Genomic DNA, 26,050 nt, shown 5'->3' on the forward strand with positions numbered 1-26,050 from the left:
AGATCTGCGTTCCGCAGCGCCTCAGGTCAGTGGCCGAAGGCCTTGACCACCTCTTCGGTGACCTTCTTGGCGTCGCCGAAGAGCATCATGGTGTTGTCCTTGAAGAACAGCTCGTTCTCCACGCCGGCATAGCCCGCCGCCATGCCGCGCTTGATGAAGAGCACGGTCTTCGCCTTCTCAACGTCCAGGATCGGCATGCCGAAGATGGGCGACTGCGGATCGGTCTTGGCTGCCGGGTTGGTCACGTCGTTGGCGCCGATGACGAAGGCCACGTCCGCCTGGGCGAACTCGGAGTTGATGTCCTCCAGCTCGAACACCTCGTCGTAGGGCACCTGGGCCTCGGCCAGCAGCACGTTCATGTGGCCCGGCATGCGGCCCGCCACCGGATGGATGGCGTACTTCACCTCGACGCCCTCCTCCTTCAGCAGGTCGGCCATCTCGCGCAGGGCGTGCTGGGCCTGAGCCACCGCCATGCCGTAGCCCGGCACGATGATGACCTTCTCGGCGTTCTTCATGATGTAGGCCGCGTCGTCCGCCGAGCCCTGCTTCACCGGGCGGGCTTCCGCCTGGGCCCCGCCGCCGGCCGCCGCGGCGTCACCGCCGAAGCCGCCGAGGATGACGGAGATGAAGGAGCGGTTCATGCCCTTGCACATGATGTAGGACAGGATGGCGCCCGAGGAGCCCACCAGCGCGCCGGTGATGATCAGCGCGGTGTTGCCCAGGGTGAAGCCGATGCCCGCCGCCGCCCAGCCCGAGTAGGAGTTCAGCATCGACACCACGACGGGCATGTCCGCGCCGCCGATGGGGATGATGAGCAGCCCGCCGAGGATGAGCGAGACCACGGTGATGATCCAGAACAGCTTGATCGAGCCGGTGATCACGAAGGCGATGATCAGGACCAGCAGCAGGATGCCGAGGCCGGCATTGATGAGGTGGCGCGACGGCAGCATGATCGGCTTGCCGCTCATGTTGCCGTTGAGCTTGGCGAAGGCGATGATGGAGCCGGTGAAGGTGATGGCGCCGATGGCCACGCCCAGCGACATTTCCACCAGGCTGGCGCCGTGGAGGTGGCCCGGATCGCCGATGCCGAAAGCACGCGGCGCGTAGAGGGCGGCAGCCGCCACCAGCACCGCGGCCATGCCCACCAGCGAGTGGAAGGCGGCGACCAGCTGGGGCATCTGGGTCATGGCGATGCGCTTGGCCACCACCGCGCCGACACCGCCGCCGATGCCGATACCGGCCAGCACCAGCACCCAGCCGACGAGGTCCGACGGCGGCGAGAGCGCCAGCGTGGTGAGGACGGCGATGGCCATGCCCACCATGCCGTACAGGTTGCCCTGCCGCGAGGTGGTGGGATGGGAAAGGCCGCGCAGCGCGAGGACGAAGAGGATGCCTGCAACGAGGTAAAGCAGGGCAGCGAAATTCGCGTTCATGTGCTCCGCCTCACTTCTTCTTGGAGTACATGGCGAGCATTCGGCTGGTCACGAGGAACCCGCCGAATATGTTCACCGAGGCGAAGATGAGCGCGACGAAGCCGAAGATGCGCGCGCCCCAGGCGTGGCTGGAATCGCCCACGGTGGTGACGCCCACCGCGAGCAGCGCACCCACCACGATCACCGAGGAGATGGCGTTGGTGACGCTCATCAGCGGGGTGTGCAGCGCCGGGGTCACCGACCACACCACGTAATAGCCCACGAACACCGCGAGCACGAAGATGGAGAGGCGGAACACGAAGGGGTCGATGGCCCCCCCCGTCGCGCCGTGGGCCACCGCGCCGAGGGCGGCGCCGGCCTGGTCGGCATAGAGCTGGGCGGCTTCCGCCGCCTGGCGCGCGATCTCTGCAGCGGCGCGGGCCTGGGAGGCGGCGTCCGTCGCGGTCTGGGCTGAGGCGGGATTCATCAGGCCGCTCCCTCGCTGGTGGTGGCGAGATTCTTGGGTGCGAAGTTGGGATGCACGACGGCGCCGTCGCGGGTGAGGAGGGTGGCCTTGACCAGCTCGTCGTCCCACTTCACGGCAAGGGACTTGGTCGCCTTGTCCACCATCGTCTCGAAGAAGTTGAACAGGTTCTTGGCGTAGAGCGGCGAGGACGACGCCGCGATGCGGCCGGGCACGTTGAGGTGGCCGACGATCTTGACGTTGCCGACCCAGGCCACTTCGCCGGGCACCGAGCCTTCCACGTTGCCGCCACGCTCCACCGCCAGGTCGACGATGATGGAGCCGGGCCGCATGGAGGCCACCATCTGCGCCGTGATCAGGCGCGGCGCGGGCCGGCCGGGGATCAGGGCGGTGGTGATGACGATGTCCTGCTTCTTGATGTGCTCGGCGACGAGGGCCGCCTGCTTGGCCTGGTACTCGGCCGACATGGGCTTGGCGTAGCCGGCAGCGGTCTCGGCCTGCTTGAACTCCTCGTCCTCCACCGCGACGAACTTGGCGCCCAGCGAGGCGACCTGTTCCTTGGCGGCGGGGCGCACGTCGGTGGCGGTCACGATGGCGCCGAGGCGGCGCGCGGTGGCGATGGCCTGGAGGCCCGCCACGCCGGCGCCCATGACGAAGACGCGCGCGGCGGGCACAGTGCCGGCGGCGGTCATCATCTGCGGCAGGGCGCGATTGAATTCGGCCGCGGCGTCGATGACGGCGCGATAGCCGGCGAGGTTCGCCTGCGAGGACAGCACGTCCATCACCTGCGCGCGGGTGATGCGGGGCATCAGCTCCATGGCGAAGGCGTTGACGTTGTAGCGCGCCAGCGTGGCCAGGGCCTCGTCGTTGCCATAGGGATCGACGATGGCCAGCAGCAGCGCGCCGGGCTTGTACGACGAAAGTTCAGCTTCCGTCGGACGGCGAACCTTCAGTACCACTTCAGCGCCGTACAGGGCATCGGCGGCGGTGGGCGCGATGGTGGCGCCGGCGGCTTCGAAGTCGGCATCCAGAATGCCCGACTTGAGGCCCGCGCCCGTCTCGACCGCCACGCTGGCGCCGAGCGCGACCAGACGCTTCACCGTATCCGGGGTCGCAGCGACCCGCGGCTCGCCGAGATCAACCTCGGCGGGGACAGCGATTTTCATCAGAGATGTCTCCGGTGCTCCAACCCGTCAGGGGGTCAGAGGAGGAAGATCCACATGAGGGTGAGGAGGACGGCGACAGCGATCGCGCCCCATTTGGTCAGGGCGGTGAACAGCACATAGGTGCCTTCGTGCTCGGCGTAGTCGTTACCGTCCGCAATGGCGTATTCGGTCGTGGCGTGTTCAGCCATCTTTTCCCCCTTTTAAGGCCTCAATTAGCGCTTTAGCGGAGATGCGAATGTCTGGCAACCGGGTTGTGGTGTACAGTATGCCAAATCCAAACCGCTGAGTCATTGGAATCATCCGGCAACCGCCTGAACGCAATGGGAAAGGCCGCTCCGGCGCGTTAATGTTCTTGTTTCGTTCCGGTTCGGGTGCTACCTTTTTTCCCATGAGCCGTGAGCGCGATTCCCTCCTCGATCCTGCCGGCACCACCGTCGCCGCGGCGCGTGCCGCACGCGGCCCACGGCCGGCCGGCCCCAAGACCGCGGGACCCAAGGCTGCGGGACCCAAGGCCAAGGCGGCGGCCCTCTCGGTGAACGAGCCGCGCGCCAATCGCATCCTCGGGCGCCTCGCGCAGGAAAAGGCCGCACCGCCCCCCGTGGTCCCCCCAGCTCTCGACGGAGAGGTCGGGAGCGTGGTGGACGGGGAGCGCCGGCGCGGACGGGGCGCGGTCTCCAACGCCGCCGGCCGCTTCGAGCCGGCCGCCCGCATCCTGTTCGACGACGGCTGGCAGAGCCTGGAGGACCTGCCGCCCCTGCGCACGCAGGTGATGGAAGAGCGCGCACGCACGGTCATCACCCGCAACCAGTCGCCGGATGTCGCCTTCGATCGCTCCATCAACGCCTATCGGGGCTGCGAGCACGGCTGCGTCTATTGCTTCGCCCGGCCGACCCACGCCTATCACGGCCTGTCGGCGGGCCTCGATTTCGAGACCAAGCTGTTCGTGAAGCCGGACGCACCGGAACTGCTGGCGCGGGAGCTGTCCCAGGCTTCCTACCAGCCCCGCGTCATCGCCATGGGCACCAACACCGATCCCTACCAGCCCATCGAAAAGCGCTACGAGGTCACCCGCCGCCTGCTTGAGGTGCTCGCCGAGTTCGGCCATCCGGTGGGCATCGTCACCAAGTCGGGACTGGTGGCGCGCGACATCGACATCCTCGCCCCCATGGCCGAGAAGGGCCTCGTCAAGGTGGCCATCTCCATCACCACCCTCGATCCGCATCTGGCCCGCACCATGGAGCCGCGGGCGGCGAGCCCCCATGTGCGGCTCGGCACCATCCGCCGCCTCGCCGATGCGGGCATTCCCACTGCGGTGCTCACCGCCCCGCTCATTCCGGCGCTCAACGACATGGAGGTGGAGCGCATCCTCGATGCCGCCAAGGCCGCCGGCGCCAGCGAGGCGGGCTATGTCATGCTGCGCCTGCCGCTGGAGATCGCCGACCTGTTCCGCGAATGGCTGGTGACCCACTTCCCGGACAAGGCGCGGCACGTGCTCGGCCTGATCCGCCAGATGCACGGCGGAAAGGACTATGACTCCGCCTTCGGAAAGCGGATGCGGGGAGACGGCCCCTATGCCTGGACCGTGGGCCGCCGCTTCGAGATCGCGGCACGGCGGCTCGGCCTCGCCGGGCGCGGGCTGAAGCTGACCACCGCCCATTTCCGCCGCCCCAAGCCGGCCGGCGTGCAGCTCAGCCTGTTCGATTGAAGAGCCCCATGGAGATGCCCATGCCGCCGGCACCCGCGCTTCGCCTGCATCTCGTCACCCTGGGGGTCGGCGACCTTGGCCGCGCCATCGCCTTCTACATCGCGATGGGACTGGAGCGGCGGGACCTGGACACGCAGGGCGTCGCCTTCTTCCTCGCCGGGCATGTGGTGCTGAGCCTGTATCCGCGCGACCGCCTTGCCGACGACGCCTCCTTGGCCGACACGCCGCCGCAGCCCTTCAGCGGCCAGACCCTCGCCTGCAATGTGGCGCAGGAAGCCGCGGTCGCGCTCGTGATCGCCCGCGCCGTGGCGGCCGGAGGCAAAGAGGTCAAGCCAGCGCAGAAGGTGTTCTGGGGCGGTACCAGCGGCTATTTCGCCGATCCCGACGGGCACCTGTGGGAAGTGGCGCACAACCCCTTCTTCCCGTTCGATGCCGAAGGCCGGCTCACAGTGCCGGAGCGGGCCGCTTCATGAAGGCTCATGTTCGGACGAGGCGCCATCACGCCGAGCCCCCTCGCACTACGAGCCTTGCGGTCGAGGGCGGCTGGCGCCATAGGCGCGCATGAAGACGCGCACCGCCCCCTTCACCGATTTCTCCACCGCCTCGGGATCGGGTGCGTCGGGCGCGCCGACGAGGGCGGGGATGGTCACTCCGTCCTTGCACAGGGTGAGGAACTGGCTCGCCGCCTGCGACACGTCGTCGATGTCGAGCACGCCCTGCTCCACCTTGGCGGCGAGATAGACCGACAGGCGCGAGATCCCCTCGCAGGGGCCCGCCTCGAAGAAGCGGCGGCCGATGTCGGGAAACTTGGCCGAGATGGCGATCACCGTGCGCAGGAGCGCGATGCTGCTCGGCCGCAGGATGGCATGGACGAAGGAATAGCCGAGCTTGGTGAGGGCGGTTTCCACGTCCTCCTCCTCGGCGTCGAGCACGAACATGCGCTCGGCGGTCTCCTCGCACTCGCTCCCGACGAGGGCGGAAAAGAGATCCTCCTTGTTCTCGAAATAGACGTAGAGCGTGCCCTTGGAGACCCCGGCGGCGCGGGCGATGTCGCCCATGCTGGCCGCATCGAAGCCGCGCTCGAAGAACACCTGGCGGGCGCCGGACAGGATCTGGCTACGCTTTTCCGGGTCCTGGCCCGCGCCATGTCCCGCGTCCCGCGCCACCGTGTCCCGCGGATCCGAACTGCGCAGCTTGAGGTCGGCGCCTCCGATGTCGGTCATACTCCCACGTCTCTTTCTTTCCAGCCCTACGTTCTTGCGGGATCACAGCACCGGCGCGCAAGCACCGAGTACGGCACCCCCGCGATACGCCGGAACGAGGTGACATCGCCGCAACAGGAGGCCGCCACCCAAAACCGACCGAACCGTTCAGTTCTCTCTTGCAAAGCCATCCATGCTGCGCTAAACCATAAGCACCGAACCGAACCGTTCGGTCAATGCCGCGGCACCGCAACCCGCGTCTTGATCGAACCAGGGGGAGGAGAGCAACGCCCCCGCTCTCCTCCCCCAAATTTTTCGGGTCTCCCTTCAGATCTGTTCGCGTAACAAGGCCGCGCGCCTTGACCATCCGGTGCCCTGCCGGACCGGAAGGCCGCGCCCGTTGCTGCGACATTCTGCCACATCACCTTGGCCGTCGCGCGCAGCGCCTTACCTTATCGAGACCGATCCGGGCCCCTCTGGCGCAGTTCCGCTGCGCGATGTCGGATCACCGCGTGCTCAGCACTCACCGGAAACCCTGGCCCATGATCGCCCCCCACCGGACATGACAGTCCCGCGCCCTCCCCACCGGCGCCGCGCGCTGTTCCTGGTCAATCCCGGCGCGCGCCACGGCACCGCGTCGCTTGGCGGCGTGCGCGAGCGTCTGGCGCGCGACCTGGACCTCACCGACGTGCGATGGCCCGGTGCCGCCGCCATCTCCGACACCATCCGCGCCCGCGCCGGCGACGCCGACCTCGTCATCCTCGGCGGCGGCGACGGCACGCTGAACGCGGCCACCTCGGGCCTGTTCGACACCCAGCTGCCGTTGGGCGTGCTGCCGCTTGGCACCGCCAACGATTTCGCGCGCACCCTCGCCATCCCCAGCGACCTCGCGGCTGCCGCCGACGTGATCCTGGCCGGCGCACCACGGCCCATGGACCTCGGCGAGGTGAACGGCCATGCCTTCCTCAATGTGGCCAGCATCGGCTTTTCCGCCGATCTCGCCCGCGCGCTGACCCATGAGGCCAAGCGCCGCTTCGGCGTGCTCGGCTACGGCATCGTGGCCGCGCGCCTGCTGATGCAGTCGCGCCTGTTCACCGCCTTCATCGAGCATGACGGAACAGTGGAGCAGGTGCGCACCCTGCAGGTGTCCGTGGGCAACGGCCGGCACTATGGCGGCGGCATGACGGTGGAAGCCACCGCCACCGCCGACGACGGCCGGCTCGATTTCTACAGCCTCGAAGTGGACCACTGGTGGCGCCTGCTCGCGCTGCTGCCGGCGCTGCGGCGCGGCACCCAGGGGGCGTGGGACGACGTGCGCGCCTTCCGCACCACCGAGGTGGTGGTGCGCACCAGCCGGCCGCGCCCGGTGAACACCGACGGCGAGCTGGTCACCTTTACCCCGGCCCATTTCCGGATCCGGCCCGGCGCCATCCACGTTTATACGCCGGCTCCCGCCGGTGCCTCAGCCTTCTCCCCCAACCTCTTGCCCGAAGGTTCTGCCTAGATGGACTACCTCCTTCAACTCGCCGCCGACCCCGCCGCGTGGGTGGCCCTGGTGACGCTGGTGGCCATGGAAGTGGTGCTCGGCATCGACAACCTCATCTTCATCTCCATCCTCACCAACAAGCTGCCGCCCCAGTACCGCACCAAGGCCCGGCGCATCGGCATCGGCCTCGCGCTCGTCATGCGGCTGGCGCTGCTGGGCACCGTCGCCATCATCGTGAAGCTGACCGCGCCCATCTTCGAGGTGTTCGGGCACGGCTTCTCCTGGCGCGACCTCATCCTCATCGCTGGCGGCCTGTTCCTGGTGTGGAAGGCGACCACGGAGATCCACCACAATGTGGACCCGCGCACCCATGCCGAGGACGTGCAGGAAGCCAAGGTCACCATCGGCTTTACCGCGGCCATCGCCCAGATCCTGATGCTGGACCTCGTGTTCTCCATCGACAGCATCATCACTGCCGTGGGCATGACCGAGCACATCCCCATCATGATCATCGCGGTGATCGCGGCGGTGACCTGCATGCTGCTGGCCGCAGATCCGCTGGCGAAGTTCATCGAGGCCAATCCCACCGTGGTGATGCTGGCGCTGGGCTTCCTCATCATGATCGGCATGACGCTGATCGCGGAAGGCTTCGGCGCTCACGTGCCCAAGGGCTACATCTACGCGGCCATGGCGTTTTCCGCCGCCATCGAGGCGCTCAACATGCTGTCCCGCCGGCGCCGCCCGGCCTCCGGCGGGCATTGAGCGCGGCCCAGTCCCGTCTTTGCCGACAAATGGCGGCCGGCGCGCCGCCATTTGAGCAAGGCCAATGGCAAGGCGGCTCGCGCCTCTCTATGCTCGCTTCGGGCCGGCCCTGCCGGCCCGAATTCCGTCTTCGAGGTCGAGAATGATCGCCCTGTTTGCATCTCGCACCGCCTGCGCTCGTCCTGCGGTGCTCGGCACCGCCTGTGCGCTCACCGCGGCGCTGGCTCTTGCCGCCTGGTCGGCCCCTGCCCGCGCCGAGGCATGCCTGGAGCAGATCGTCACCGTGCAGGCCCAGCTGAAGGCGCGCGAGCCCGCGCCCAAGAAGCCGCCGTCCCAGGAACAGACCATCGGTGCGCAGACCGACCAGCAGCCGACCCCCGGCTCGCTGGCCGCCGCTGGCCTCACGCCGCCGGACAGCGGCGCCTATGGCGCGCTCAACCAGGCCATTAACCTCCAGGCCGGTGGCGACGAGGCGGGCTGCCTCAAGGCCCTCGCCGAGGCGCGGCGGCTCGGCGGGCTGAACTGAGCCCGACCGGAGCTTTTCAGGTGCGGGGTGGACCGGCTCAGGTCAGAGCCGGTCGCGCATGGCGTAATAGCTGAGGCCCGCCACCAGCAGCGGATAGCGCATGAGCCGGCCGCCGGGAAACGGCGGCACCGGCAGGCGCTGGAGCAGGTCGAAGCGCTCCAGCTGTCCCTTCACCGCCTCGGCCAGGATCTTGCCGAACAGGGGTGCCAGCGCCACCCCCTGCCCGCTGTAGCCGGCCGAGACCAGCACCTTGTCCGACAGCCGGCGCACGAACGGCATGCGATTGAGGGTGATGGCGAGCACCCCGCCCCAGGCATAGTCGATGCGCACGTCCTGAAGCTGCGGGAAGATCCGCAGCATATAGGGCCGCACGAAGCCGGCCACGTCGGTCCGCAGACCCCGCCGGTAGCTCTCGCCGCCGCCGAACAGCAGCCGGCCGTCGCCGCTCAGGCGGAAATAATTGATGACGAAGCGGCTATCCGCCACCGCCGCGTCATTGGCGATGATCTCCCGCGCCCGCGCCCCAAGAGGCTCGGTGGCGATGATGTAGTTGCAGATGGGCATGACATGGGTGTCCACCCGCCGGTCGAAGCCGTCCATGAGACCGTTGCCGCATTCCAGCAGGAAGCCGGCGCGCACCACGGCGCCGCCCGCGGTGGTGACGGTGACCCCCGCCCCCTCCTCCTTCACGGCCACGGCGCGGGTGCCCTCGAAGATCCGCGCGCCGGCCCCGGCCGCCGCCCTGGCGAGACTAAGGGCGAAATTGAGCGGGTGGAGATGGCCGGCTTTCCGGTCGATCACTCCGCCATGATAGGCATCGGTGCCCACCAGGGCGCGGATCTCCTCGCGGGTCAGCGGGTCGACCGCGTCATAGCCGTAGCGGTCCCGCAGCAGGCGGGCGTAGTCGTGGCTCTCCTTCACGAAGTGCGGCTTGTGGTCGGCATGGATGAGGCCGCTCTTCAGGTCGCACGCCATGCCGTGGCGCGCGATCAGGCCATGGACCAGCGCCTTGCCCTCCTCGGCGAGGTCCCACAGCTTCTTCGCGTCGTCGAGGCCCACGGCCTTCTCGATCACATCCTGGCCGTGGCGCTGGCCGGAATGCAGCTGCCCGCCATTGCGGCCCGAAGCCCCCGAGCCGACGCGCGCCGCCTCCAGCACCACTACGTCGAAGCCGGCTTCCGCCAGATGCAACGCGGCGGAGAGGCCGGTGTAGCCACCGCCGAGGATGCACACGCCCGCCTTCACCTCCCCCGCGAGCGCGGGAAAGGCGGGACAGGCGATGGCCGTCGCCGCGTACCAGGACGGCGCGTGCCCGGCGGGATCGAGCCCCGTCGGCGGCATGGATTGAGCCTCGCCTGCCATGCGCGCGCTCAGACGTTCAGCAGCAGATATTCCCGCTCCCACGGCGAGATCACCCGCATGAAGGTCTCGAACTCGGCCTGCTTCACCGCGGCATAGGCGGCAACGAAGCGATGGCCGAGGACCTCGGCGAGGGGCTCGCTGTCCGAGAAGGCCGCCACCGCCTCCAGCAGGCCGCGCGGCAGGTCGAAGTCGAGGTTCTTGGCGTCACCTTCCAGCGGATCGGTGGCGCGCAGGTTCTCGGTGAGGCCGAGATAGCCGCAGGCCAGGGAGGCGGCGATGACGAGATAGGGATTGGCGTCGGAGGACGGCACCCGGTTCTCCAGCCGCCGCGCCTCGGGGGTGGAGGGCGGCACGCGCAGGCCTGCGGTGCGGTTGTCGTAGCCCCATTGCAGGTTGATGGGCGCCATGGAATCGCGCGTCAGCCGCCGGTAGGAATTCACATAGGGCGCCATGATGCACATGACCGACGGCAGGTATTTCTGGTGGCCGGCGATGAAGGAGAAGAATTCCGGCGTCGGGTCGCCGTCCTCGTCCGAGAAGATGTTCTTGCCGGTCTGCGCCGAGATCACCGACTGGTGGATGTGCATGGCGCTGCCCGGCTCGTTGGCGATGGGCTTGGCCATGAAGGTGGCGTAGATCTTGTGCGCCAGCGCCGCCTCGCGGATGGTGCGCTTGAACAGGAACACCTGGTCGGCCAGCGTGAGCGGATCGCCGTGGCGCAGGTTGATCTCCATCTGCGCGGCGCCGTCCTCGTGGATCAGCGTGTCGATCTCCAGCCCCTGGGCTTCCGAATAGTCGTAGATGTCCTCGAACAGGGCATCGAACTCGTTCACCGCCTGGATGGAATAGGACTGGCGGCCGATCTCGGGACGCCCTGAGCGGCCCACCGGCGGCTTCAGCGGATAGTCGGGATCGGTGTTGGGTTCCACCAGATAGAATTCGATTTCCGGCGCCACCACCGGCTTCCAGCCCTTCTTCTCGTAGAGCGAGATGACGTGGCGCAGCACCTGCCGCGGCGCCAGCTCCACCGGGCGCCCGTCGCGGTGGAAGGCGTCGTGGATCACCTGGGCGGTGGGGTCCTGCGCCCACGGCACCGAGCACAGGGTGGCGAGGTCCGGCTCCATCACCAGGTCGCTGTCGGCGACCACCGAATCCACCAGGCCTTCATAGTCCGGATACTCGCCCGAAATGGTCTGGAAGAAGACCGACAGGGGCAGGTTCATCACCGGGGAGGAGAAGAATTTCGAGGCCGGCATGATCTTGCCGCGGGCGACGCCCGCAAGATCGGGAACGGTGCACTCGATCTCGGTGATGCCCCGGCTGGCCATCCAGGCCTTGGCCTCGGCGAGGGAATTGACACCCCGCGGCGCCGTCACCGGAATCTTCTGCGCGCCCTTGCTGCGTTTCGCCATGATGCCCTCACGCGTGAACCGCTCACGCCTGATGAGGGAACACCTGCGCCATGGCGGGTGTCAACGCGGCGCCGTCGCGGCCGCGCTCCCGCTGCATCCCGGGGCCCGTCCCGATCCGGGACCGGGAGGGAACAGGCATCGAACGAATCGCGACCGAATCGAACCCATCGGAAGGTTCCCGCTTCTCCCCCTACGACCTGTGGGGGTGCGACAGGCCGCAAGGCGGATTCGGGCCGTGACGATTCAGGGGCGCGGGGCGCTCACCGGGACGGTGCCGGTCTTCTCCTGGGTTTCGAACGAGGAGGCGGTCAGCACGGCGGTGCCGATCATGGTGGCCACCGACACCTTGAAGGGCGCCAGCAGGCGGGTCCCGGCGACGGGCACCAGCCACACCTGCATGTCCTTGTTCTCTTCCATGTATTTCACTGTGTACCGGGTCGGCCGATGGCCGGCGATGGGGCTGTAACGCACGCCGCACACCACGGCCGGGCCGGCATAGCCCTCGGTCTTCACCTTTTCCGTGCGCAGGAACGAGAGCTTGAGATCGTAGCGCTGGCGGCCGTCGAACACCGGGATCGAGCGGTCGCAGGCGGCGGCGGAGAGGAGGTCGGCGGTGCCGGGCACGTAGATGAAGGCCCCGCTCATGGGATCGATGACGTTCTGGAGCGTGTCGGGCGTCAGCGGCACCCGGTCGGGCACCGGCTTCAGCGGCGGCTCCACGTCCATCTCCTTCACCGCGCCGCCGGCGATGGCGATGCGGGCGGTCTCGGCCTTGCCGTCGGCCTCGGCGTTCATGGCATAGATGCGAGGCACCATCTTGCCGCCGGACAGCGCGCCGCGTGAGGCCGCGGCGCCCTTGCCGGAGGAAACCGCGCGCAGCACGCCGGTGACGCGGGCGGCGCCGGTGATTTCGTAGGCTGTATCCCCCGCCTCCACCACGATGGAGCCGCGCCCCAGTTCCACGCTGCCCACCGTGAGCGTGTATTTGGCTTCGAGGCGTCCGTCGGCACGGGCCGCGTCGGACGATGCCAGAAGAGTGCCGGCGAACAGGGCGCCAGCCGCCGCGAAGGAGCGCGCGGACAGGAAGGCGGAACGGGCGTTGGTCATCAGGTGCGTCCGTGGCCGGAAAGGCCGGTTGCCCACGGGAAAGGCCCGCGGATCGGCCGTATCGTTACTGATGCGCAGGGAAGGCGGCTGAACTGTGGCTCGCCTCCGCTCCGGAAAACCGCGCACCAGTGCCGCAAGAACGCCCCGCGAATCCTCATGGGTCATTGACTTTACGACCGTTTGTCACGATCTTTCCAGCCTACCCTGAGACGCGGGTTGCGCAGACGACGGCAGGAGCCGGCGCCGTGGCCCATTCGCCTCGGGTATTTCGTCAATGTCTGAGGAGTGAAAAGCCATTCGTCGCCCCATGAGACCCGTCGCGCCGGAGAAGGATGGTCCGCGCGTCAACGAGGAAATCCGCATCCGCGAAGTCCAGCTGATCGACCAGGATGGGCAAAACCGCGGCGTGGTGGCCATTCGCGATGCTCTCACCCTTGCGCAGGAAGCCGGCCTCGACCTTGTCGAGATCTCGCCGAATTCCGCGCCCCCCGTCTGCAAGATCCTCGACTACGGCCGGTTCAAATACCAGAACCAGAAGAAGGCGAGCGAGGCCCGCAAGAAGCAGAAGGTGGTGGAGGTCAAGGAAATCAAGCTCCGCCCCGGCATCGACACCCACGATTACGAGGTGAAGATGCGCTCCATGGAGCGCTTCTTCGAGGAAGGCGACAAGGTGAAGGTCACCCTGCGCTTCCGCGGCCGCGAGATGGCGCACCAGGACATCGGCTTCAAGCTGCTTCAGAAGCTGAAGGAGGATGTCGCCGCCATCGCCAAGGTGGAAGCCGAGCCCATGCTCGAAGGCCGGCAGATGATCATGATCCTGTCGCCCAGGTGATATGTTTCCCAGGTGAGCCCTTTACCCGGGTGATCGCATCGATCAGGTGATCCTCGCTGACGGCTGAGGGCAGCCGACCGAACGGGACCTGCGGCGAACGCTACTTCGCTTCAGGCAGCACCTGGGCATCACCCAAGCACCCAAGAGCCCGTACGGATCAGATTGCACCGCGATCTGATCCGTACGGGCTCTTTTTTGACCCGACATGGGGTTCGCGATCGCGCGAAAGCGTTGCCTTGCACCACCCTCGAAATGGGATCGGTTGTGCGACATCTTTCGCACACGGCACCCACAGAATAACCGCGTCCCGCACTTTGATACCGTCCCGATCGGCGCTCCGTTTGAAATCGAGTTGCGACCCAAGGGCAGTTTGCTAGACACGGACTATTCCAATTCGTGCTTATGGCCTGAATGCTGGTTCTGCTGATCAATCTTGCCCGGCGCCCGGATCGCCTCGCCTTCATGCGCAACCAGCTGGATGCGCTTGAAATTGCGTTCGAGCGGATCGACGCCATCGACGGCAAGGCGGTGGATCTGGGGCCGGGCACCGACCTCATCACCCCGGTCGAGCGCGCCTGTGCCCTCAGCCACCGCAAGGCCTGGATGCGTTTCCTCGCCAGCGGCGAGAGCCATTGCCTCATCCTTGAGGACGACGTGCTCATCGCGCCGCAGACCAAGCGCTTCGTCGAGGATCCGCGGAGCTTCCCCGAGGGAGCCGAGATCCTGCGGCTGGAGACGCGATTGCAGCATTCGGTCCTGGGACGCGGCCGGCGCTGCGGCCCGCCCGGCTTCAAGGCGCACCGGCTGCTGTCGCGGCACCATGGCTGCGCCGCCTATATCATCACCCGCGCATGCGCCGAGCGCGCGGTGCGCGATCTCGCCGTGTTCGCCGAGCCGTTGGACGATGTCCTGTTCGAGCCAAAGAGCCCGAACTATTATCCGAACGTCTGCTTCCAGCTGCGCCCCGGCGTATGCCTTCAGGCGGAACTGTATGAGCCGGCGCAAAGCACCCCCATCTCCCGGTCCGACCTGGAGATGGATCGTCACGTTCGCCAGGTCCGGCGCGAGCAGAACTACCGGAACGTGACGCGTCCACGGGTCAAGGTGAAGCGTTCGGTTCCGGAAAAATGTCTGCGAGAGGTTGCCCGATGGTGGCGCCGAAGCAGGGCCAAAGCGGAGTTTCTCCATGCACGGTTCATTGTCGGACGCGTCTTGCGCGACGTCCCCTTCGCCGACGGGATCCTCCCGGCTGTTGCCGCCGCGCTTTCTGTTTCTGGAAGTGAACAAGCGGTGCAACCTGAAGTGCAAGCACTGCGACTTCTGGCAACGGACCGATGACGACCGGGCGAACTATCTCTCGGTCGCCGGACGCTCGCAGCTGATCGCCGAATTCTCGCAGCTCAATCCCAACGGCAACGTGGTGATCTGCGGCGGCGAGCCCATGCTCGACCTGGAAGATTACTTCACCCTGACAAAGGCCTGCCGCAGCAACGGCATCAATGCCCTCTCGGTGGTCAATGGCACGCGCATCCGCGAGGACAAGCTCGCCGAGCGCATGATTCTGGAGGGGCCGCACGAGATTTCCATCTCGCTCAACAGCCCGTTCCCGGCGCAGCATGACGAGACCCGCGGCGTGCCCGGCGCCTTCGACAAGGCGGTCCGCGCCCTGCGGCTGCTGGTGGCGGCGCGCAAGCGCCTGAACGCGCAGGACAAGACCCGCATCTATGTGATGGGGCTCATCTTCGGCGACAATTACCGCTCCATCGACGCCTTCTACGACCTGGTCCTGAACGACATTGGCGCCGACAAGCTCAAGCTGAACTTCCTCCAGCCCAGCTTCGGCCAGGCCGGCGAGCAGGACCCGTTCTTCGCTGCGCAGACCCAGGTCGATCCCGACGAGCTGGTGGCGATCCTGAACCAGTGCGACGCTAAGTACGGCCTCGGCTACAATCCGCTTTGGGTGGCGCAGGTGGGCATGTATTTCCGCTCGCTTTACGGCGCGCAGGACCTCGGCCGCGGCTGGCATTCCAAGACGGCGACGCAGGAGCACATCTGCAACTCCTACGACCGCAACATCATGGTCAATCACTATGGCGTGGCCCGCCTGTGCTTTTCCGGCGGCTTTCCCGGCAAGACCCTGGAGCGCAGCGGCGACCTGAAGCGGTTCTGGCTCGGCGCCGACAACATCCGCAAGCTGATGCGCTCCTGCAACCAGTTCTGCGGCATCAGCCATTCCGTGAAGCGCGAGAGCAGCACCGTGGCGGGCCGTCAGAAGATGCTCGACCACCAGGCCAACGCCACGCCCATGCGCCCCGACCTCGGGATCGCAGGCGACCTCACCTGGAAGATCATGTCGGGCATCCAGGCGGTCGCCCGCTTCACCGAGCGGCCCCTGCCATGAGCTGCGGCCCCCGATCCTGCCGCGCCAAACCTTGGCAGGGCCTTCACCCGCGCAGTCTGCATCTGCGCGCGGCGCCGGCGGCATTCACGGTATGGCAGTGAAGCTCCGCCAAAAGATTGCACGACCTCAGATCGCATCCTTATACAGGCCCATGCTGATTTTCGTCATCAACCTGGCGCGCCGGCCTGACCGTCTCGCCTTCATGCGCGGCCAGCTGGATGCCCTCGGCTTGGCGTTTGAGCGGATCGAAGCTGTCGATGGGCAACGCGAGGACGTGGGGCAGGGCACTGACCTGATCACCCCCGTCGAGATCGCGTGCGCCATGAGCCATCGCAAGGCGTGGCAGCGGTTTCTGGAGACTGGTGAGAACCGCTGCCTGATCCTCGAGGACGATGTCCTCATCGCGCCGCGCGCAAAGCTCCTGCTTGAGGATCCGCGCCACCTGCCCGCGGATGCTGACATCGTGCGGCTGGAAACAGGGCTTCAGAAATCGCTCGTTGGGCGGGCGCGGCGCTGCGGGCTGGCGGGCCACCGGGTCCATGCGCTCTATTCACGCCATCATGGCTCCGCGGCGTGCATCATCACCCGCGGCTTCGCTGAACGTGCCGTTCGCAGCCTGACGACCTTCGTCGAGCCGATCGACGACATCATGTTCGCGGTGAACAGCCCCAATTACTTTCCGAGCATCAGGTACCAGATGCGGCCGGGCCTGTGCATTCAGGCGGACCTTTACCATCCATCGCAGCAAACCAAGCTCGCCCAGTCGGATCTGCAGCCTGACCGGCTTGTCCGCGTTCTGGGTCGAGACCCCGTTCCCCCGGCTCCCAAGATGAAGGTCGTTCGGTCATTTCCGGAAAAATGCCTGCGCGAGGTCGGCCGCTGGCGGAGACGGTCTCTCGGTTCGGCAAGGACGCTCTACGATCGCCTCATCGTGGGGCGGTCCTGGCGGCCCATTCCCTTCTCGGGGCCCATCCTTCCAGTCGCGGCCGCGGCGATTTCGGTCGACGACGCACAGGACACCAGAACTCTGGCACCCGCCAAACCCTGATCGCTGACCTGATAGCTCAGCCCGGCGCCAGGCGCCGGGCTGCAGTCGCTCAAGCCCCGTCCCGCTCAGGGACAGGGATGCTGGTAGCCGTCATAGCCGGTGTAGGTGCCGGTTGCCGGATTGTAGGAGCGGTAGCGCTGCGCGCAGTAGGCCACCGCATCGTCGCCGTAGACCGGCTCCGCCGTGGCAGCCACGGCACCCAGGGCAAGGCCGCTGGCGACGCCGAGCGCGATCCACGCGCCGCTGTTGTTATAATAGCCCCAGCCCCAGCCCGGCCGGTACCAGCCCCAACCGGGACGCCACGCACCCGGACCCCACGCGCCCGGCGGCGGGCGCCAGCCCGGATGACCCCAGCCAGGCCCGCCAGGACCCCAGCCGGGACGTCCCGGACCCCAGCCCGGGCGAACCGGACCAGGACGAAAGCCCGGATGATAGCCACCCACATAGCGGGGGCCGACGGCACGGGGCCCCACATAACGCGCGCCGCCATAGCGCGGCCCAACCATGCGCGCGCCACCGCCGTAGCGGGGACCACCCATTCTCACGCCGCCGCCACGATACGGCCCGCCGCGGTAGGCGACGGTGTCCACGGCCGCGGCGCTGTTCTGCATGTCTGCGTTCACGAGACCGAGCCGCAGCGCCTGCGCGCTGGCGGGCGCTCCGGAAAACGAGAGCATGCTACCAGCGACGATCGCGGCCGCGAGCAGTGCCACTCTTTTCGTTCCGAACATGATGCTCACTCCCTTAACGCGATACAGGCTCGGCGGAATTTGTGTCGATTGTTTCGCCGGACCTTTGGTAACTTACGGCTACAACGCGGCGAAGTTGTTGCCGTTGCTCAAATTCGGACCGCCCGCGTTCAAGCCTGCGTGACGATGCACTACACAAATTCCCTCGCGCCGCAGCACCCACTCGCGGCCACGGCGCCTGCGGGCGCTTGCCTTTCCCGTCATCCTCCTGTAACGACTGCCGCCTTCGAGCCGGCCGGCGAACAAGGGCTGCCGCGCTGGCTCATATCGCTCAACAGCAACAAGAGGCTGAGCGTTCCCCGCCGCAAGGCGTGGCGAACCCATGCCACGGAGAGCCAAATGCCCAAGATGAAGACCAAGTCGGGAGCCAAGAAACGCTTCCGCCTGACGGGTACGGGAAAAGTGATCGCGGGCCAGGCCGGCAAGCGCCATGGCATGATCAAGCGGACCAACAGCCAGATCCGCAACCAGCGCGGCACGACCATCCTCGCCGAGTGCGATGGACGGATCATCCGCAAGTCGTTCCTGCCGAACGGCTGACGCCGCACCGCGATCTGAAGGAGTTTTTCCATGGCCCGCGTCAAACGTGGCGTTACCTCGCACGCCAAGCACAAGAAGGTCTTTGAAGCCGCCAAGGGCTTTTACGGCCGTCGCAAGAATACCATCCGCGCTGCCAAGTCGGCCGTCGAACGGTCGATGCAGTATGCCTACCGCGACCGCAAGGTTAAGAAGCGCAACTTCCGTGCGCTCTGGATCCAGCGCATCAACGCCGGTGTGCGCGCGCTTGATCTCGACCTGACCTATTCGCGATTTATCGATGGTCTCGGCAAGGCCGGGATCGAGGTCGACCGCAAGGTGCTCTCGGATATCGCCATCCACGAGCCCGACGCGTTCAAGGCCCTGGTGGAGAAGGCCAAGGCCGCGCTGGCCTGAGCCGGGCTCGCCTGAGCTTCCATCCCGTCTTCCGAGACCTTCAAGAGCCCCGTGCGGTCATCCGTCCGGGGCTTTTGCGTTTGGGCGGCCCCCGTCTATAAGCGGCGCAACCGTCCAGGACCCGCGCCCGCCCGACCCCGCGGGTGTTCCAGAACTTCATGAGCATCGACATGTCCGACATCGACGTGACCGACCAGGGCGCCATCACGGACCTGGAGCAAGACATCGCGAGCGCCATCCTGGGCGCCGAGGATGAAGCCGGCCTCGAAGAGGTGCGCATCGCCGCCCTCGGCAAGAAGGGCTCGGTCTCGGAGCTGCTCAAGTCGCTCGGCACCATGAGCCCGGACCAACGCAAGGTCATGGGCCCGGCCATCAACGGGCTGCGCGACCGGGTGACCGGCCTCATCACCCATCGCCGCTCGGCGCTGAAGACCAAGGCCCTGGAAGCCCGCCTCGCCACCGAAAAGGTGGACGTGACCCTGCCGGTCCGCGAGGCCGCCGCCGAGACCGGCCGCGTCCACCCCATCGCCCAGGTGATGGAGGAACTGACCGCCATCTTCGCCGACATGGGTTTCTCGGTGGCGGAAGGCCCGGACATCGAGGACGACTTCCACAATTTCACCGCGTTGAACTTCCCCCCTGGCCATCCGGCGCGGGAGATGCACGACACCTTCTTCCTGCCCCCCGGCGCCGACGGGCAGCGCAAGGTGCTGCGCACCCACACCTCTCCGGTGCAGGTGCGCACCATGCAGACCAAGACGCCGCCCATCCGCGTCATCTGCCCCGGTCGCACCTATCGCTGCGACAGTGACCAGACCCACACGCCCATGTTCCACCAGGTGGAGGGGCTGGTGATCGACAAGGGCGCGCACCTTGGCCACCTGAAGTGGATTTTGGAGGAATTCTGCAAGTCCTTCTTCGAGGTGGAGGGGGTGAAGATGCGCTTCCGCCCGTCCTTCTTCCCCTTCACCGAGCCATCCATGGAAGTGGACATCCAGTGCGACCGCTCCCGCCCTGGCGAGATCCGCTTCGGCGAGGGCTCGGACTGGCTGGAGATCCTCGGCTGCGGCATGGTGCACCCTAACGTGCTGCGCAATTGCGGGCTCGACCCGGACGAATACCAGGGCTTTGCCTGGGGCATGGGCATCGACCGCATCGCCATGCTGAAATACGGCATGAGCGACCTGCGCGCCTTCTTCGAGGCCGACGTGCGCTGGCTCTCCCACTACGGCTTCCGCCCGCTGGATTTCCCGACCCTCGCCGGCGGCCTGAGCGCGTAAGGAGCAGGACCCATGAAATTCACCTTCTCCTGGCTCCAGGACCACCTTGAGCCCACCGCCTCGTTCGACGCCATCGTCGAGCGCCTCTCCCTCATCGGCCTGGAGGTCGAGGGGGTGGAGGATAAGGCCAGGCAGCTCGCGCCCTTCGTGGTGGGCGAGGTGCTCACGGCCGAAAAGCATCCCAACGCCGACAAGCTGAAGGTCTGCACCGTCTCCATCGGAAATGGTGACCCCATCCAGGTGGTGTGCGGCGCGCCCAATGCGCGGGCGGGGCTGAAGACCGTGTTCGCGGCGCCGGGCACGGTCATTCCCACCTCCGGGCTGGAGCTGAAGATCGGCAAGATCCGCGACGTGGAAAGCCGCGGCATGCTGTGCTCGGCCCGCGAGCTGGGCCTGTCGGAAGAGCATGACGGCATCCTGGAGCTGCCGGAGGACGCCACCCCCGGCGCCCCCTTCGCCGAGGTGCTGGGCCTCAACGATCCGGTGGTGGAAATCGCCGTGACCCCCAACCGCGCCGACTGCCTCGGCGTCGCCGGCGTGGCACGGGACCTTGCCGCCGCCGGCCTCGGCGAGCTGATGGCGCCGAAGGTGAAGCCGGTGGACGGCACCTTCCCCGCGCCGCTGGGCGTCACGCTGGAATTCGGCGAGACCGGCTCGCTCTGCCCGGCCTTCGCCCTTCGGGTGGTGAAGGGGGTGAAGAACGGCCCCTCGCCGCAATGGATGCAGGACCGCTTGCGCGCCATCGGGCTTCGCCCCATCAACGCGCTGGTGGACGTCACCAATTTCATGACGTTCGACCGCAACCGGCCGCTCCACGTCTTCGACCTCGCCAAGGTGAAGGGCAATCTCGCGGTGCGCCGGGGCCGGCCGGGCGAGACCCTGCTGGCGCTGGACGGCAAGACCTACGCGCTGGACGAGACCATGTGCGTCATCGCCGACGAGAACGGCGTGGAGAGCCTTGCCGGCATCATGGGCGGGGAAGCCTCCGGCTGCGACGAGGGCACCACCGACGTGGTGATCGAATCCGCCCTGTGGGATGCCATCAATATCGCCCGGACCGGGCGCACGCTTGGCATCAACTCCGATGCCCGCTTCCGCTTCGAGCGCGGCGTGGACCCGGCCTTCACCCTGCCGGGGCTGGAGCTCGCCACCCATCTCATTCAGGAGATCTGCGGCGGCGATGCCTCCGAGGTGGTGCTGGCCGGCGCCATTCCGGGCACCGCGCGCACGATTCGCTTCCCCCTGTCCGAGGTGAAGCGCCTTGCCGGGCTGGAAGCCTCCGAACAGGAGATCCGCGACGTGCTGGAGGCGCTCGGCTTCGCCGTCTCCGGCGCGGCGCCGGTGCTGGACGTGGTGCCACCCTCCTGGCGCGGCGACATCGAGGGCAAGGCGGACCTGGTGGAAGAGGTGGTGCGCATCCTCGGCCTCGATCGCGTGCCCGCCACCGAGCTGCCGCGCGGGGAGGATGCCCGCAAGGCGGTGCTGACCCCGCTCCAGCTGAGGAGCCGCAAGGCCCGCCGGGCACTGGCGGCGCGCGGCATGGTAGAGGCGGTCACCTGGTCCTTCGTCAGCCAGGAGGCCGCCAGGATGTTCGGCGGCGGCGCGCCGGCGCTGGCCCTGTCCAACCCCATCGCCGCCGAGCTTTCGGACATGCGGCCGAGCCTGTTGCCGGGCCTCATCAAGGCGGCCGGCACCAATGCGGCGCGCGGCTTTGCCGACGCGGCGCTGTTCGAGGTCGGCCAGATCTTCCTCGACGACACCCCCACCGGCCAGCGCCAGGCCGCCACGGGCCTGCGGCGCGGCACGGCGAAGCCCGCGGGCGCCGGCCGCCACTGGTCCGGCACCGCCGGCGCGGTGGACGTGTTCGACGCCAAGGCCGATGCCACTGCGGCGCTCGCCGCCTGCGGGGCACCGGTGGCGAACCTTCAGGTCACCACCGATGCGCCGGGCTGGTACCATCCCGGCCGCTCGGGCACGCTGCGCCTCGGCTCCAACGCCATGGCCCATTTCGGCGAGATCCATCCCGCCGTGCTGGAGGCGCTGGACGTGGCCGGCCCGCTGGTGGCGTTCGAGATCATCCTCGACAAGATCCCCGAGCCCAAGGCCAAGGCCACGCGGGTGAAGCCCAATCTCGACCTCTCCGCCTTCCAGGCGGTGAAGCGCGACTTCGCCTTCGTGGTGGGCCGCGAGGTGGCGGCGGCGGATATCCTGAAGGCCGCCCAGGGCGCTGACAGGAAGCTGGTCACCGCCGTGGGCCTGTTCGACCTCTATGAGGGCAAGGGCATCGACCCCGACAAGAAGTCGGTGGCGGTGGAGGTCACCCTCCAGCCGCGCGAACGCACCTTGACCGACAAGGACATCGAGGAGGTGGCGGGCCGCATCGTGGCGGAAGTCACCAAGAAGACCGGCGCCACGCTGCGGGGCTGACCCGACGCACCCCTCCCCATTCGCGGCGGCGCTCATGCTGCACCGCCGCGAATGCAATTTGCGAAAGGGGACGAAAGGGCCTTCGGGCCCGCCCCCAAAATCGCGCAGGGACCTGCAGAACCACCTGTTTAGTTATTATAATACCGTTTATATGCTACTTTTTGCCGTCTCGGGAGCTATTCTCAAGCTTCCAGCGTTCGTTCAGTCACGAAACCGTGCTATCTCGCAGCTGCGAAATTCAGGCCCGCAGGAGCTCTCTGCATGTTCCCCACACCCAAGCCGGTCTTGACCCCCAACACCTATGCCTACGAGTCCGAGCCCATGGTGAAGCCGACCGGCTTCCGGGAATATGACGCGCGCTGGTTGTTCCAGAAGGAAATCAACCTGATGGGCGTGCAGGCGCTGGGCATGGGCCTCGGCACCCTGATGCACGAGATGGGCGTGAAGCCGGAGATCGTGACCGGCCACGACTTCCGCAGCTATTCGTCCTCCATCAAGTTGGCGCTGGTCTCCGGCCTCATGGCGGCGGGCATCAAGGTGCACGACATCGGCCTCGCCATGTCGCCCATGGCCTATTTCGCCCAGTTCGCCCTGGACGTGCCGGCGGTGGCCATGGTGACCGCCTCCCACAACGACAACGGCTGGACCGGCGTGAAGATGGGCGTCAACCGCCCCCTCACCTTCGGCCCCGACGAGATGACGAAGCTCAAGGAGATCGTCCTCGGCGCCAAGTTCAACCTGAAGGGCGGCGGCTCCTACGTGTTCGTGGAGAATTTCCCGGACGTCTACATCAAGGACCTCACCGACCGTCCCAAGCTGAAGAACCCCATCAAGGCGGTGGTGGCCTGCGGCAACGGCACGGCCGGCGCGTTCGCGCCGAAGATCCTCGAGGCGCTGGGCGTCGAGGTGATCCCGCTCGACACCGAGCTCGACCACACCTTCCCCAAGTACAACCCGAACCCCGAGGACATGGAGATGCTCCATGCCATGCGGGACGCGGTGCTGGAGCACAAGGCGGACGTGGCGCTGGGCTTCGACGGCGACGGCGACCGCTGCGGCGTGGTGGACAACACCGGCGAGGAGATCTTCGCCGACAAGGTGGGCGTGCTGCTCGCCCGCGACCTCGCCAAGATCTATCCCGAGCCCACCTTCGTGGTGGACGTGAAGTCCACCGGCCTGTTCGCCACCGACCCCGAGCTGATCAAGCTGGGCGTGAAGGCGGACTACTGGAAGACCGGCCACTCCTACATGAAGCGCCGGGTGAACGAGACCGGCGCCCTCGTCGGCTTCGAGAAGAGCGGCCATTATTTCTTCAACAAGCCCATCGGCCGCGGCTATGACGATGGCCTCATCTCCGCCATCGCCGTGCTCGACATGCTGGACCGCAACCCCGGCAGGAAGCTCTCCGACCTGCGCGAAGCGCTGCCCAAGACGTGGTCCTCGCCCACCATGTCGCCCCACTGCACCGACGAGGCCAAGTACGGCATCGTCGCCAAGGTGGTGGAGCATTACGAGAAGCTCGCCAAGGACGGCGCCCTCGTCACCGGCCAGAAGATCCGCGACCTCGTGACGGTGAACGGCGTGCGCGTCACCTGCGAGGACGGCTCCTGGGGCCTGGTGCGCGCCTCCTCCAACAAGCCCGAGCTGGTGGTGGTGGTGGAGAGCCCGGTCTCCGACGCCCGCATGCGCGAGATGTTCAAGGAAATCGACGGCGTGCTGCGCACCTTCCCGGAAGTGGGCGAGTACAACCAGACCATCTGAGCGCCAGGGCCCGCCGCCTCTTTTTCGGCGCGCGGGTGCTCTAGCTTTGCAAGTCTGCGACCCTCCGCCGTCGTCCGGCGGAGGGTTTCTCGTTTTCAGGGCCCGGCCCACCACACACGGGCTGCCCCTGGCATAAGGCAACAGATTGACCCTCGACGCGCCCTTCATCGCCATCGTCGGCGCCGGCCCGGCGGGCATCGCCGCAGCGGAAATGCTCTCCGCAGCCGGGGCGCGCGTCGGCGTCTATGACCGCATGCCCTCCGTCGCCCGCAAACTCCTCATGGCCGGGCGCGGCGGGCTCAACCTCACCCATTCCGAACCGCTGCCGCGCTTCCTGAACCGCTATGGCGCGGCCGAGGCCCGGCTCGCCCCGGCGCTGGCGGCGTTCCCCCCGGACGCCCTGCGCGCGTGGGCCCTGGAATTGGGCGAGGAGACCTTCGTCGGCTCCAGCGGGCGGGTGTTCCCCCTGAGCTTCAAGGCATCGCCCCTGCTGCGCGCCTGGCTGGCGCGGCTCACGCAACAGGGCGTCGCCTTCCATCTGCGCCACGCCTTCCGGGGCTGGAGCCCGACGGGTGCAATGCTGTTCGACACGCCGCAGGGTCCGGCCGAGGTGACGGCGGATGCGGTGCTGCTGGCCCTGGGCGGCGCCTCCTGGCCGCGCCTCGGCTCTGATGGCGGATGGGTCGAGGGGATGCGGGCCCTGGGCGTCCCGGTGAACGCGCTGGCGCCCTCCAACATGGGCGTCACCATCGCCTGGTCGGACATTTTCCGCACCCGTTTCGCCGGCACGCCGCTGAAGCGCATCGCCCTGCGCTTCGGCAAGACGCTGGTGCGCGGCGAAGCCGTGGTGACAGCTTCGGGGCTGGAGGGAGGCGCCATCTATGCCCTCTCCACCGACCTGCGCCGGGCGCTGGGCCACCGCTCCATCACCCTCCATCTCGACCTGCGCCCGGACGTGGACGAAAAGGCCCTCGCCGCCCGGCTCGCCGCCGCGCCGCAGAAGGCCTCCTTCTCCACCGTGCTGGGCAAGAATGGCGGCCTCGCCCCGGTGGCGGCGAACCTGGTGCGCGAGGTCACCGGCCCGGTGCGGCCGGATGCGCCGGCCCTCGCCCGCCTCATCAAGGCGCTGCCGCTGGAAGTGACCGGCCATGCGGGGCTGGAGCGCGCCATCTCCACCGCCGGCGGCATCGCCTGGAGCCATGTGGGGGACGACTATGCCCTCGCCGGCCTGCCTGCCCACCTGCCGCCGGTGTTCGCGGCCGGCGAGATGCTGGATTGGGAAGCTCCCACGGGCGGCTATCTGCTGCAGGCCTGCTTCTCCACCGGCCGCGCGGCGGCGGAAGGCATCAAGGCGCGGCTCGGGATTGGCCCGGAGATCCCTGGCGCAGGGACCATTGCCGAAGGATCGCCTCCGCCTGATCATCCTCCGGCCTAGCCGCCGAAGCCACCACCATCGAGATAGGCCTGCTCCTCTGCCGACATCTGGCGGCCGAGGATGGGGTTGCGGTGGGGGAAGCGGCCGAAGCGGTCGATGATCTCCTTATGGACCAGCGCGAAGGCCATCCCCTCCTCCTGCCCCAGCGCGCGGTAGAGGTCCACGCCCCGCGCCTGTGCGGCCCTGTCCTCCGCATGCATGAAGGGCAGGTAGAAGAAGGTGCGCAGCGCCGGCGCAATCTCCGGCGCCCCGTCAAAGCCCCTCTCCACCGCCCGTTCGGCGGCCGCCAGCGCGCGGGCGTCGGTGGCGAAGGCGCGCGGCGTGCCGCGGAACGCGTTGCGCGGCACCTGATCCGTCAGGATGATCCAGGCCAGCGCCCCCTCGGGCGTCTCCCGCCACGCGTCGAGTGCTCCCGCCACGGCGGCCTCATGGGCCGGCAGCAAGGCGGCGCGCACCTCTTCATCGAACGCCGCGCCGCCGCCGAACCATTTCTCCCGGCCCGCCGCCCGCCAGAAGGCGAGCACATCCGCCGGCGTCATTTTCTCAGGCGTCATGCCCTT

25 protein-coding genes are annotated in these 26,050 nt (G+C 67.6%); 15 read left to right on the plus strand and 10 right to left on the minus strand.

Annotation, left to right across the window (positions count from 1 at the left end; translation table 11 throughout):
* Nucleotides 1-26: 26 nt before the first annotated feature.
* Genes V5F66_RS12790 through V5F66_RS12805 form a run of 4 tightly spaced genes read right to left on the minus strand, consistent with a single transcriptional unit; the run spans nucleotide 27 to nucleotide 3,250 of the window.
* A complete protein-coding gene (locus V5F66_RS12790; protein ID WP_012113972.1) occupies nucleotides 27-1,433 on the minus strand; it encodes an NAD(P)(+) transhydrogenase (Re/Si-specific) subunit beta in 1,407 nt (468 codons plus the stop codon).
* Between the two features lie 10 nt (nucleotides 1,434-1,443).
* A complete protein-coding gene (locus V5F66_RS12795) occupies nucleotides 1,444-1,899 on the minus strand; it encodes a proton-translocating transhydrogenase family protein (protein ID WP_041575370.1) in 456 nt (151 codons plus the stop codon).
* Complete coding sequence (locus tag V5F66_RS12800) at nucleotides 1,899-3,062, minus strand: Re/Si-specific NAD(P)(+) transhydrogenase subunit alpha (RefSeq protein ID WP_012113970.1); 1,164 nt, start codon at nucleotides 3,060-3,062, stop codon at nucleotides 1,899-1,901. The genes V5F66_RS12795 and V5F66_RS12800 overlap by 1 nt, the downstream gene beginning before the upstream one ends.
* Nucleotides 3,063-3,097: 35 nt before the next feature.
* The gene (locus tag V5F66_RS12805; protein WP_012113969.1) at nucleotides 3,098-3,250 is read right to left on the minus strand and encodes an aa3-type cytochrome c oxidase subunit IV; all 153 of its coding nucleotides are present in this window, start codon (nucleotides 3,248-3,250) and stop codon (nucleotides 3,098-3,100) included.
* Between the two features lie 200 nt (nucleotides 3,251-3,450).
* Here V5F66_RS12805 and V5F66_RS12810 point away from each other — a divergent pair, with 200 nt between their 5' ends.
* A complete protein-coding gene (locus tag V5F66_RS12810; protein ID WP_394093996.1) occupies nucleotides 3,451-4,767 on the plus strand; it encodes a PA0069 family radical SAM protein in 1,317 nt (438 codons plus the stop codon).
* A 20-nt stretch (nucleotides 4,768-4,787) separates the two neighbouring features.
* Nucleotides 4,788-5,240 (plus strand): VOC family protein, encoded by a 453-nt coding sequence (locus tag V5F66_RS12815; RefSeq protein WP_012113967.1) that lies wholly within the window; start codon nucleotides 4,788-4,790, stop codon nucleotides 5,238-5,240.
* 45 nt (nucleotides 5,241-5,285) lie between these two features.
* Here V5F66_RS12815 and V5F66_RS12820 read toward each other — a convergent pair whose 3' ends face one another.
* A complete protein-coding gene (locus V5F66_RS12820) occupies nucleotides 5,286-5,990 on the minus strand; it encodes a TetR/AcrR family transcriptional regulator (RefSeq protein ID WP_012113966.1) in 705 nt (234 codons plus the stop codon).
* Nucleotides 5,991-6,531: 541 nt separating this feature from the next.
* Between V5F66_RS12820 and V5F66_RS12825 the strand changes: the two genes are divergently transcribed.
* The 3 genes from V5F66_RS12825 (at nucleotide 6,532) to V5F66_RS12835 (ending at nucleotide 8,743) form a co-directional block, all read left to right on the plus strand.
* Complete coding sequence (locus tag V5F66_RS12825) at nucleotides 6,532-7,473, plus strand: lipid kinase (protein WP_012113965.1); 942 nt, start codon at nucleotides 6,532-6,534, stop codon at nucleotides 7,471-7,473.
* Nucleotides 7,474-8,217: a TerC family protein gene (locus V5F66_RS12830; RefSeq protein WP_012113964.1), complete on the plus strand. Its 744-nt coding sequence runs from the start codon at nucleotides 7,474-7,476 to the stop codon at nucleotides 8,215-8,217. It begins immediately after the preceding gene.
* A gap of 142 nt (nucleotides 8,218-8,359) precedes the next feature.
* On the plus strand, nucleotides 8,360-8,743 hold the full coding sequence (locus tag V5F66_RS12835; RefSeq protein ID WP_012113963.1) for a hypothetical protein: 384 nt from the start codon (nucleotides 8,360-8,362) through the stop codon (nucleotides 8,741-8,743).
* A 42-nt stretch (nucleotides 8,744-8,785) separates the two neighbouring features.
* On the opposite strand, the gene V5F66_RS12840 is transcribed toward V5F66_RS12835, so the two are convergent.
* The 3 genes from V5F66_RS12840 to V5F66_RS12850 all read right to left on the minus strand — a co-directional run bounded on the left by V5F66_RS12840 (nucleotide 8,786) and on the right by V5F66_RS12850 (nucleotide 12,624).
* The gene (locus tag V5F66_RS12840; RefSeq protein WP_394093997.1) at nucleotides 8,786-10,105 is read right to left on the minus strand and encodes an NAD(P)/FAD-dependent oxidoreductase; all 1,320 of its coding nucleotides are present in this window, start codon (nucleotides 10,103-10,105) and stop codon (nucleotides 8,786-8,788) included.
* A gap of 8 nt (nucleotides 10,106-10,113) precedes the next feature.
* Entirely contained in the window at nucleotides 10,114-11,517 is a 1,404-nt protein-coding gene (locus V5F66_RS12845) for a glutamine synthetase family protein (protein ID WP_012113961.1), read from the minus strand.
* Between the two features lie 243 nt (nucleotides 11,518-11,760).
* Entirely contained in the window at nucleotides 11,761-12,624 is an 864-nt protein-coding gene (locus V5F66_RS12850; RefSeq protein ID WP_393999281.1) for a DUF3108 domain-containing protein, read from the minus strand.
* A gap of 307 nt (nucleotides 12,625-12,931) precedes the next feature.
* Here V5F66_RS12850 and infC point away from each other — a divergent pair, with 307 nt between their 5' ends.
* The 4 genes from infC (at nucleotide 12,932) to V5F66_RS12870 (ending at nucleotide 16,905) form a co-directional block, all read left to right on the plus strand.
* The gene (infC, locus tag V5F66_RS12855; protein WP_012113959.1) at nucleotides 12,932-13,456 is read left to right on the plus strand and encodes a translation initiation factor IF-3; all 525 of its coding nucleotides are present in this window, start codon (nucleotides 12,932-12,934) and stop codon (nucleotides 13,454-13,456) included.
* 411 nt (nucleotides 13,457-13,867) lie between these two features.
* Complete coding sequence (locus V5F66_RS12860) at nucleotides 13,868-14,794, plus strand: glycosyltransferase family 25 protein (RefSeq protein WP_041575368.1); 927 nt, start codon at nucleotides 13,868-13,870, stop codon at nucleotides 14,792-14,794.
* Nucleotides 14,709-15,857: a radical SAM protein gene (locus tag V5F66_RS12865; RefSeq protein WP_198139230.1), complete on the plus strand. Its 1,149-nt coding sequence runs from the start codon at nucleotides 14,709-14,711 to the stop codon at nucleotides 15,855-15,857. The genes V5F66_RS12860 and V5F66_RS12865 overlap by 86 nt, the downstream gene beginning before the upstream one ends.
* A gap of 151 nt (nucleotides 15,858-16,008) precedes the next feature.
* On the plus strand, nucleotides 16,009-16,905 hold the full coding sequence (locus tag V5F66_RS12870; RefSeq protein WP_041575366.1) for a glycosyltransferase family 25 protein: 897 nt from the start codon (nucleotides 16,009-16,011) through the stop codon (nucleotides 16,903-16,905).
* A 65-nt stretch (nucleotides 16,906-16,970) separates the two neighbouring features.
* Here the strand turns inward: V5F66_RS12870 and V5F66_RS12875 are convergent, their stop codons facing one another.
* Nucleotides 16,971-17,582 carry a BA14K family protein gene (locus tag V5F66_RS12875; protein ID WP_198139288.1) on the minus strand — a complete coding sequence of 204 codons (612 nt, stop codon included), beginning with the start codon at nucleotides 17,580-17,582 and terminating at the stop codon, nucleotides 16,971-16,973.
* A 411-nt stretch (nucleotides 17,583-17,993) separates the two neighbouring features.
* Between V5F66_RS12875 and rpmI the strand changes: the two genes are divergently transcribed.
* The 6 genes from rpmI to V5F66_RS12905 all read left to right on the plus strand — a co-directional run bounded on the left by rpmI (nucleotide 17,994) and on the right by V5F66_RS12905 (nucleotide 25,490).
* Nucleotides 17,994-18,194 (plus strand): 50S ribosomal protein L35, encoded by a 201-nt coding sequence (gene rpmI / locus V5F66_RS12880; protein WP_041575364.1) that lies wholly within the window; start codon nucleotides 17,994-17,996, stop codon nucleotides 18,192-18,194.
* Nucleotides 18,195-18,224: 30 nt separating this feature from the next.
* Nucleotides 18,225-18,587, plus strand: coding sequence for a 50S ribosomal protein L20 (rplT, locus tag V5F66_RS12885; protein WP_012113955.1), 363 nt, complete (start codon nucleotides 18,225-18,227; stop codon nucleotides 18,585-18,587).
* A gap of 170 nt (nucleotides 18,588-18,757) precedes the next feature.
* Nucleotides 18,758-19,867: a phenylalanine--tRNA ligase subunit alpha gene (gene pheS / locus V5F66_RS12890; RefSeq protein ID WP_041576651.1), complete on the plus strand. Its 1,110-nt coding sequence runs from the start codon at nucleotides 18,758-18,760 to the stop codon at nucleotides 19,865-19,867.
* A gap of 12 nt (nucleotides 19,868-19,879) precedes the next feature.
* Complete coding sequence (gene pheT / locus V5F66_RS12895) at nucleotides 19,880-22,294, plus strand: phenylalanine--tRNA ligase subunit beta (protein WP_394093998.1); 2,415 nt, start codon at nucleotides 19,880-19,882, stop codon at nucleotides 22,292-22,294.
* Between the two features lie 261 nt (nucleotides 22,295-22,555).
* Nucleotides 22,556-24,055, plus strand: coding sequence for a phosphomannomutase/phosphoglucomutase (locus V5F66_RS12900; RefSeq protein ID WP_393999277.1), 1,500 nt, complete (start codon nucleotides 22,556-22,558; stop codon nucleotides 24,053-24,055).
* Nucleotides 24,056-24,200: 145 nt separating this feature from the next.
* On the plus strand, nucleotides 24,201-25,490 hold the full coding sequence (locus tag V5F66_RS12905; RefSeq protein WP_394093999.1) for a TIGR03862 family flavoprotein: 1,290 nt from the start codon (nucleotides 24,201-24,203) through the stop codon (nucleotides 25,488-25,490).
* Here the strand turns inward: V5F66_RS12905 and V5F66_RS12910 are convergent.
* The gene (locus V5F66_RS12910; RefSeq protein ID WP_394052070.1) at nucleotides 25,487-26,044 is read right to left on the minus strand and encodes a DUF924 family protein; all 558 of its coding nucleotides are present in this window, start codon (nucleotides 26,042-26,044) and stop codon (nucleotides 25,487-25,489) included. The genes V5F66_RS12905 and V5F66_RS12910 overlap by 4 nt on opposite strands.
* Between the last annotated feature and the right edge of the window lie 6 nt (nucleotides 26,045-26,050).

This window comes from Xanthobacter versatilis (genome assembly GCF_043193975.1).
GTDB lineage: Bacteria > Pseudomonadota > Alphaproteobacteria > Rhizobiales > Xanthobacteraceae > Xanthobacter > Xanthobacter autotrophicus_E.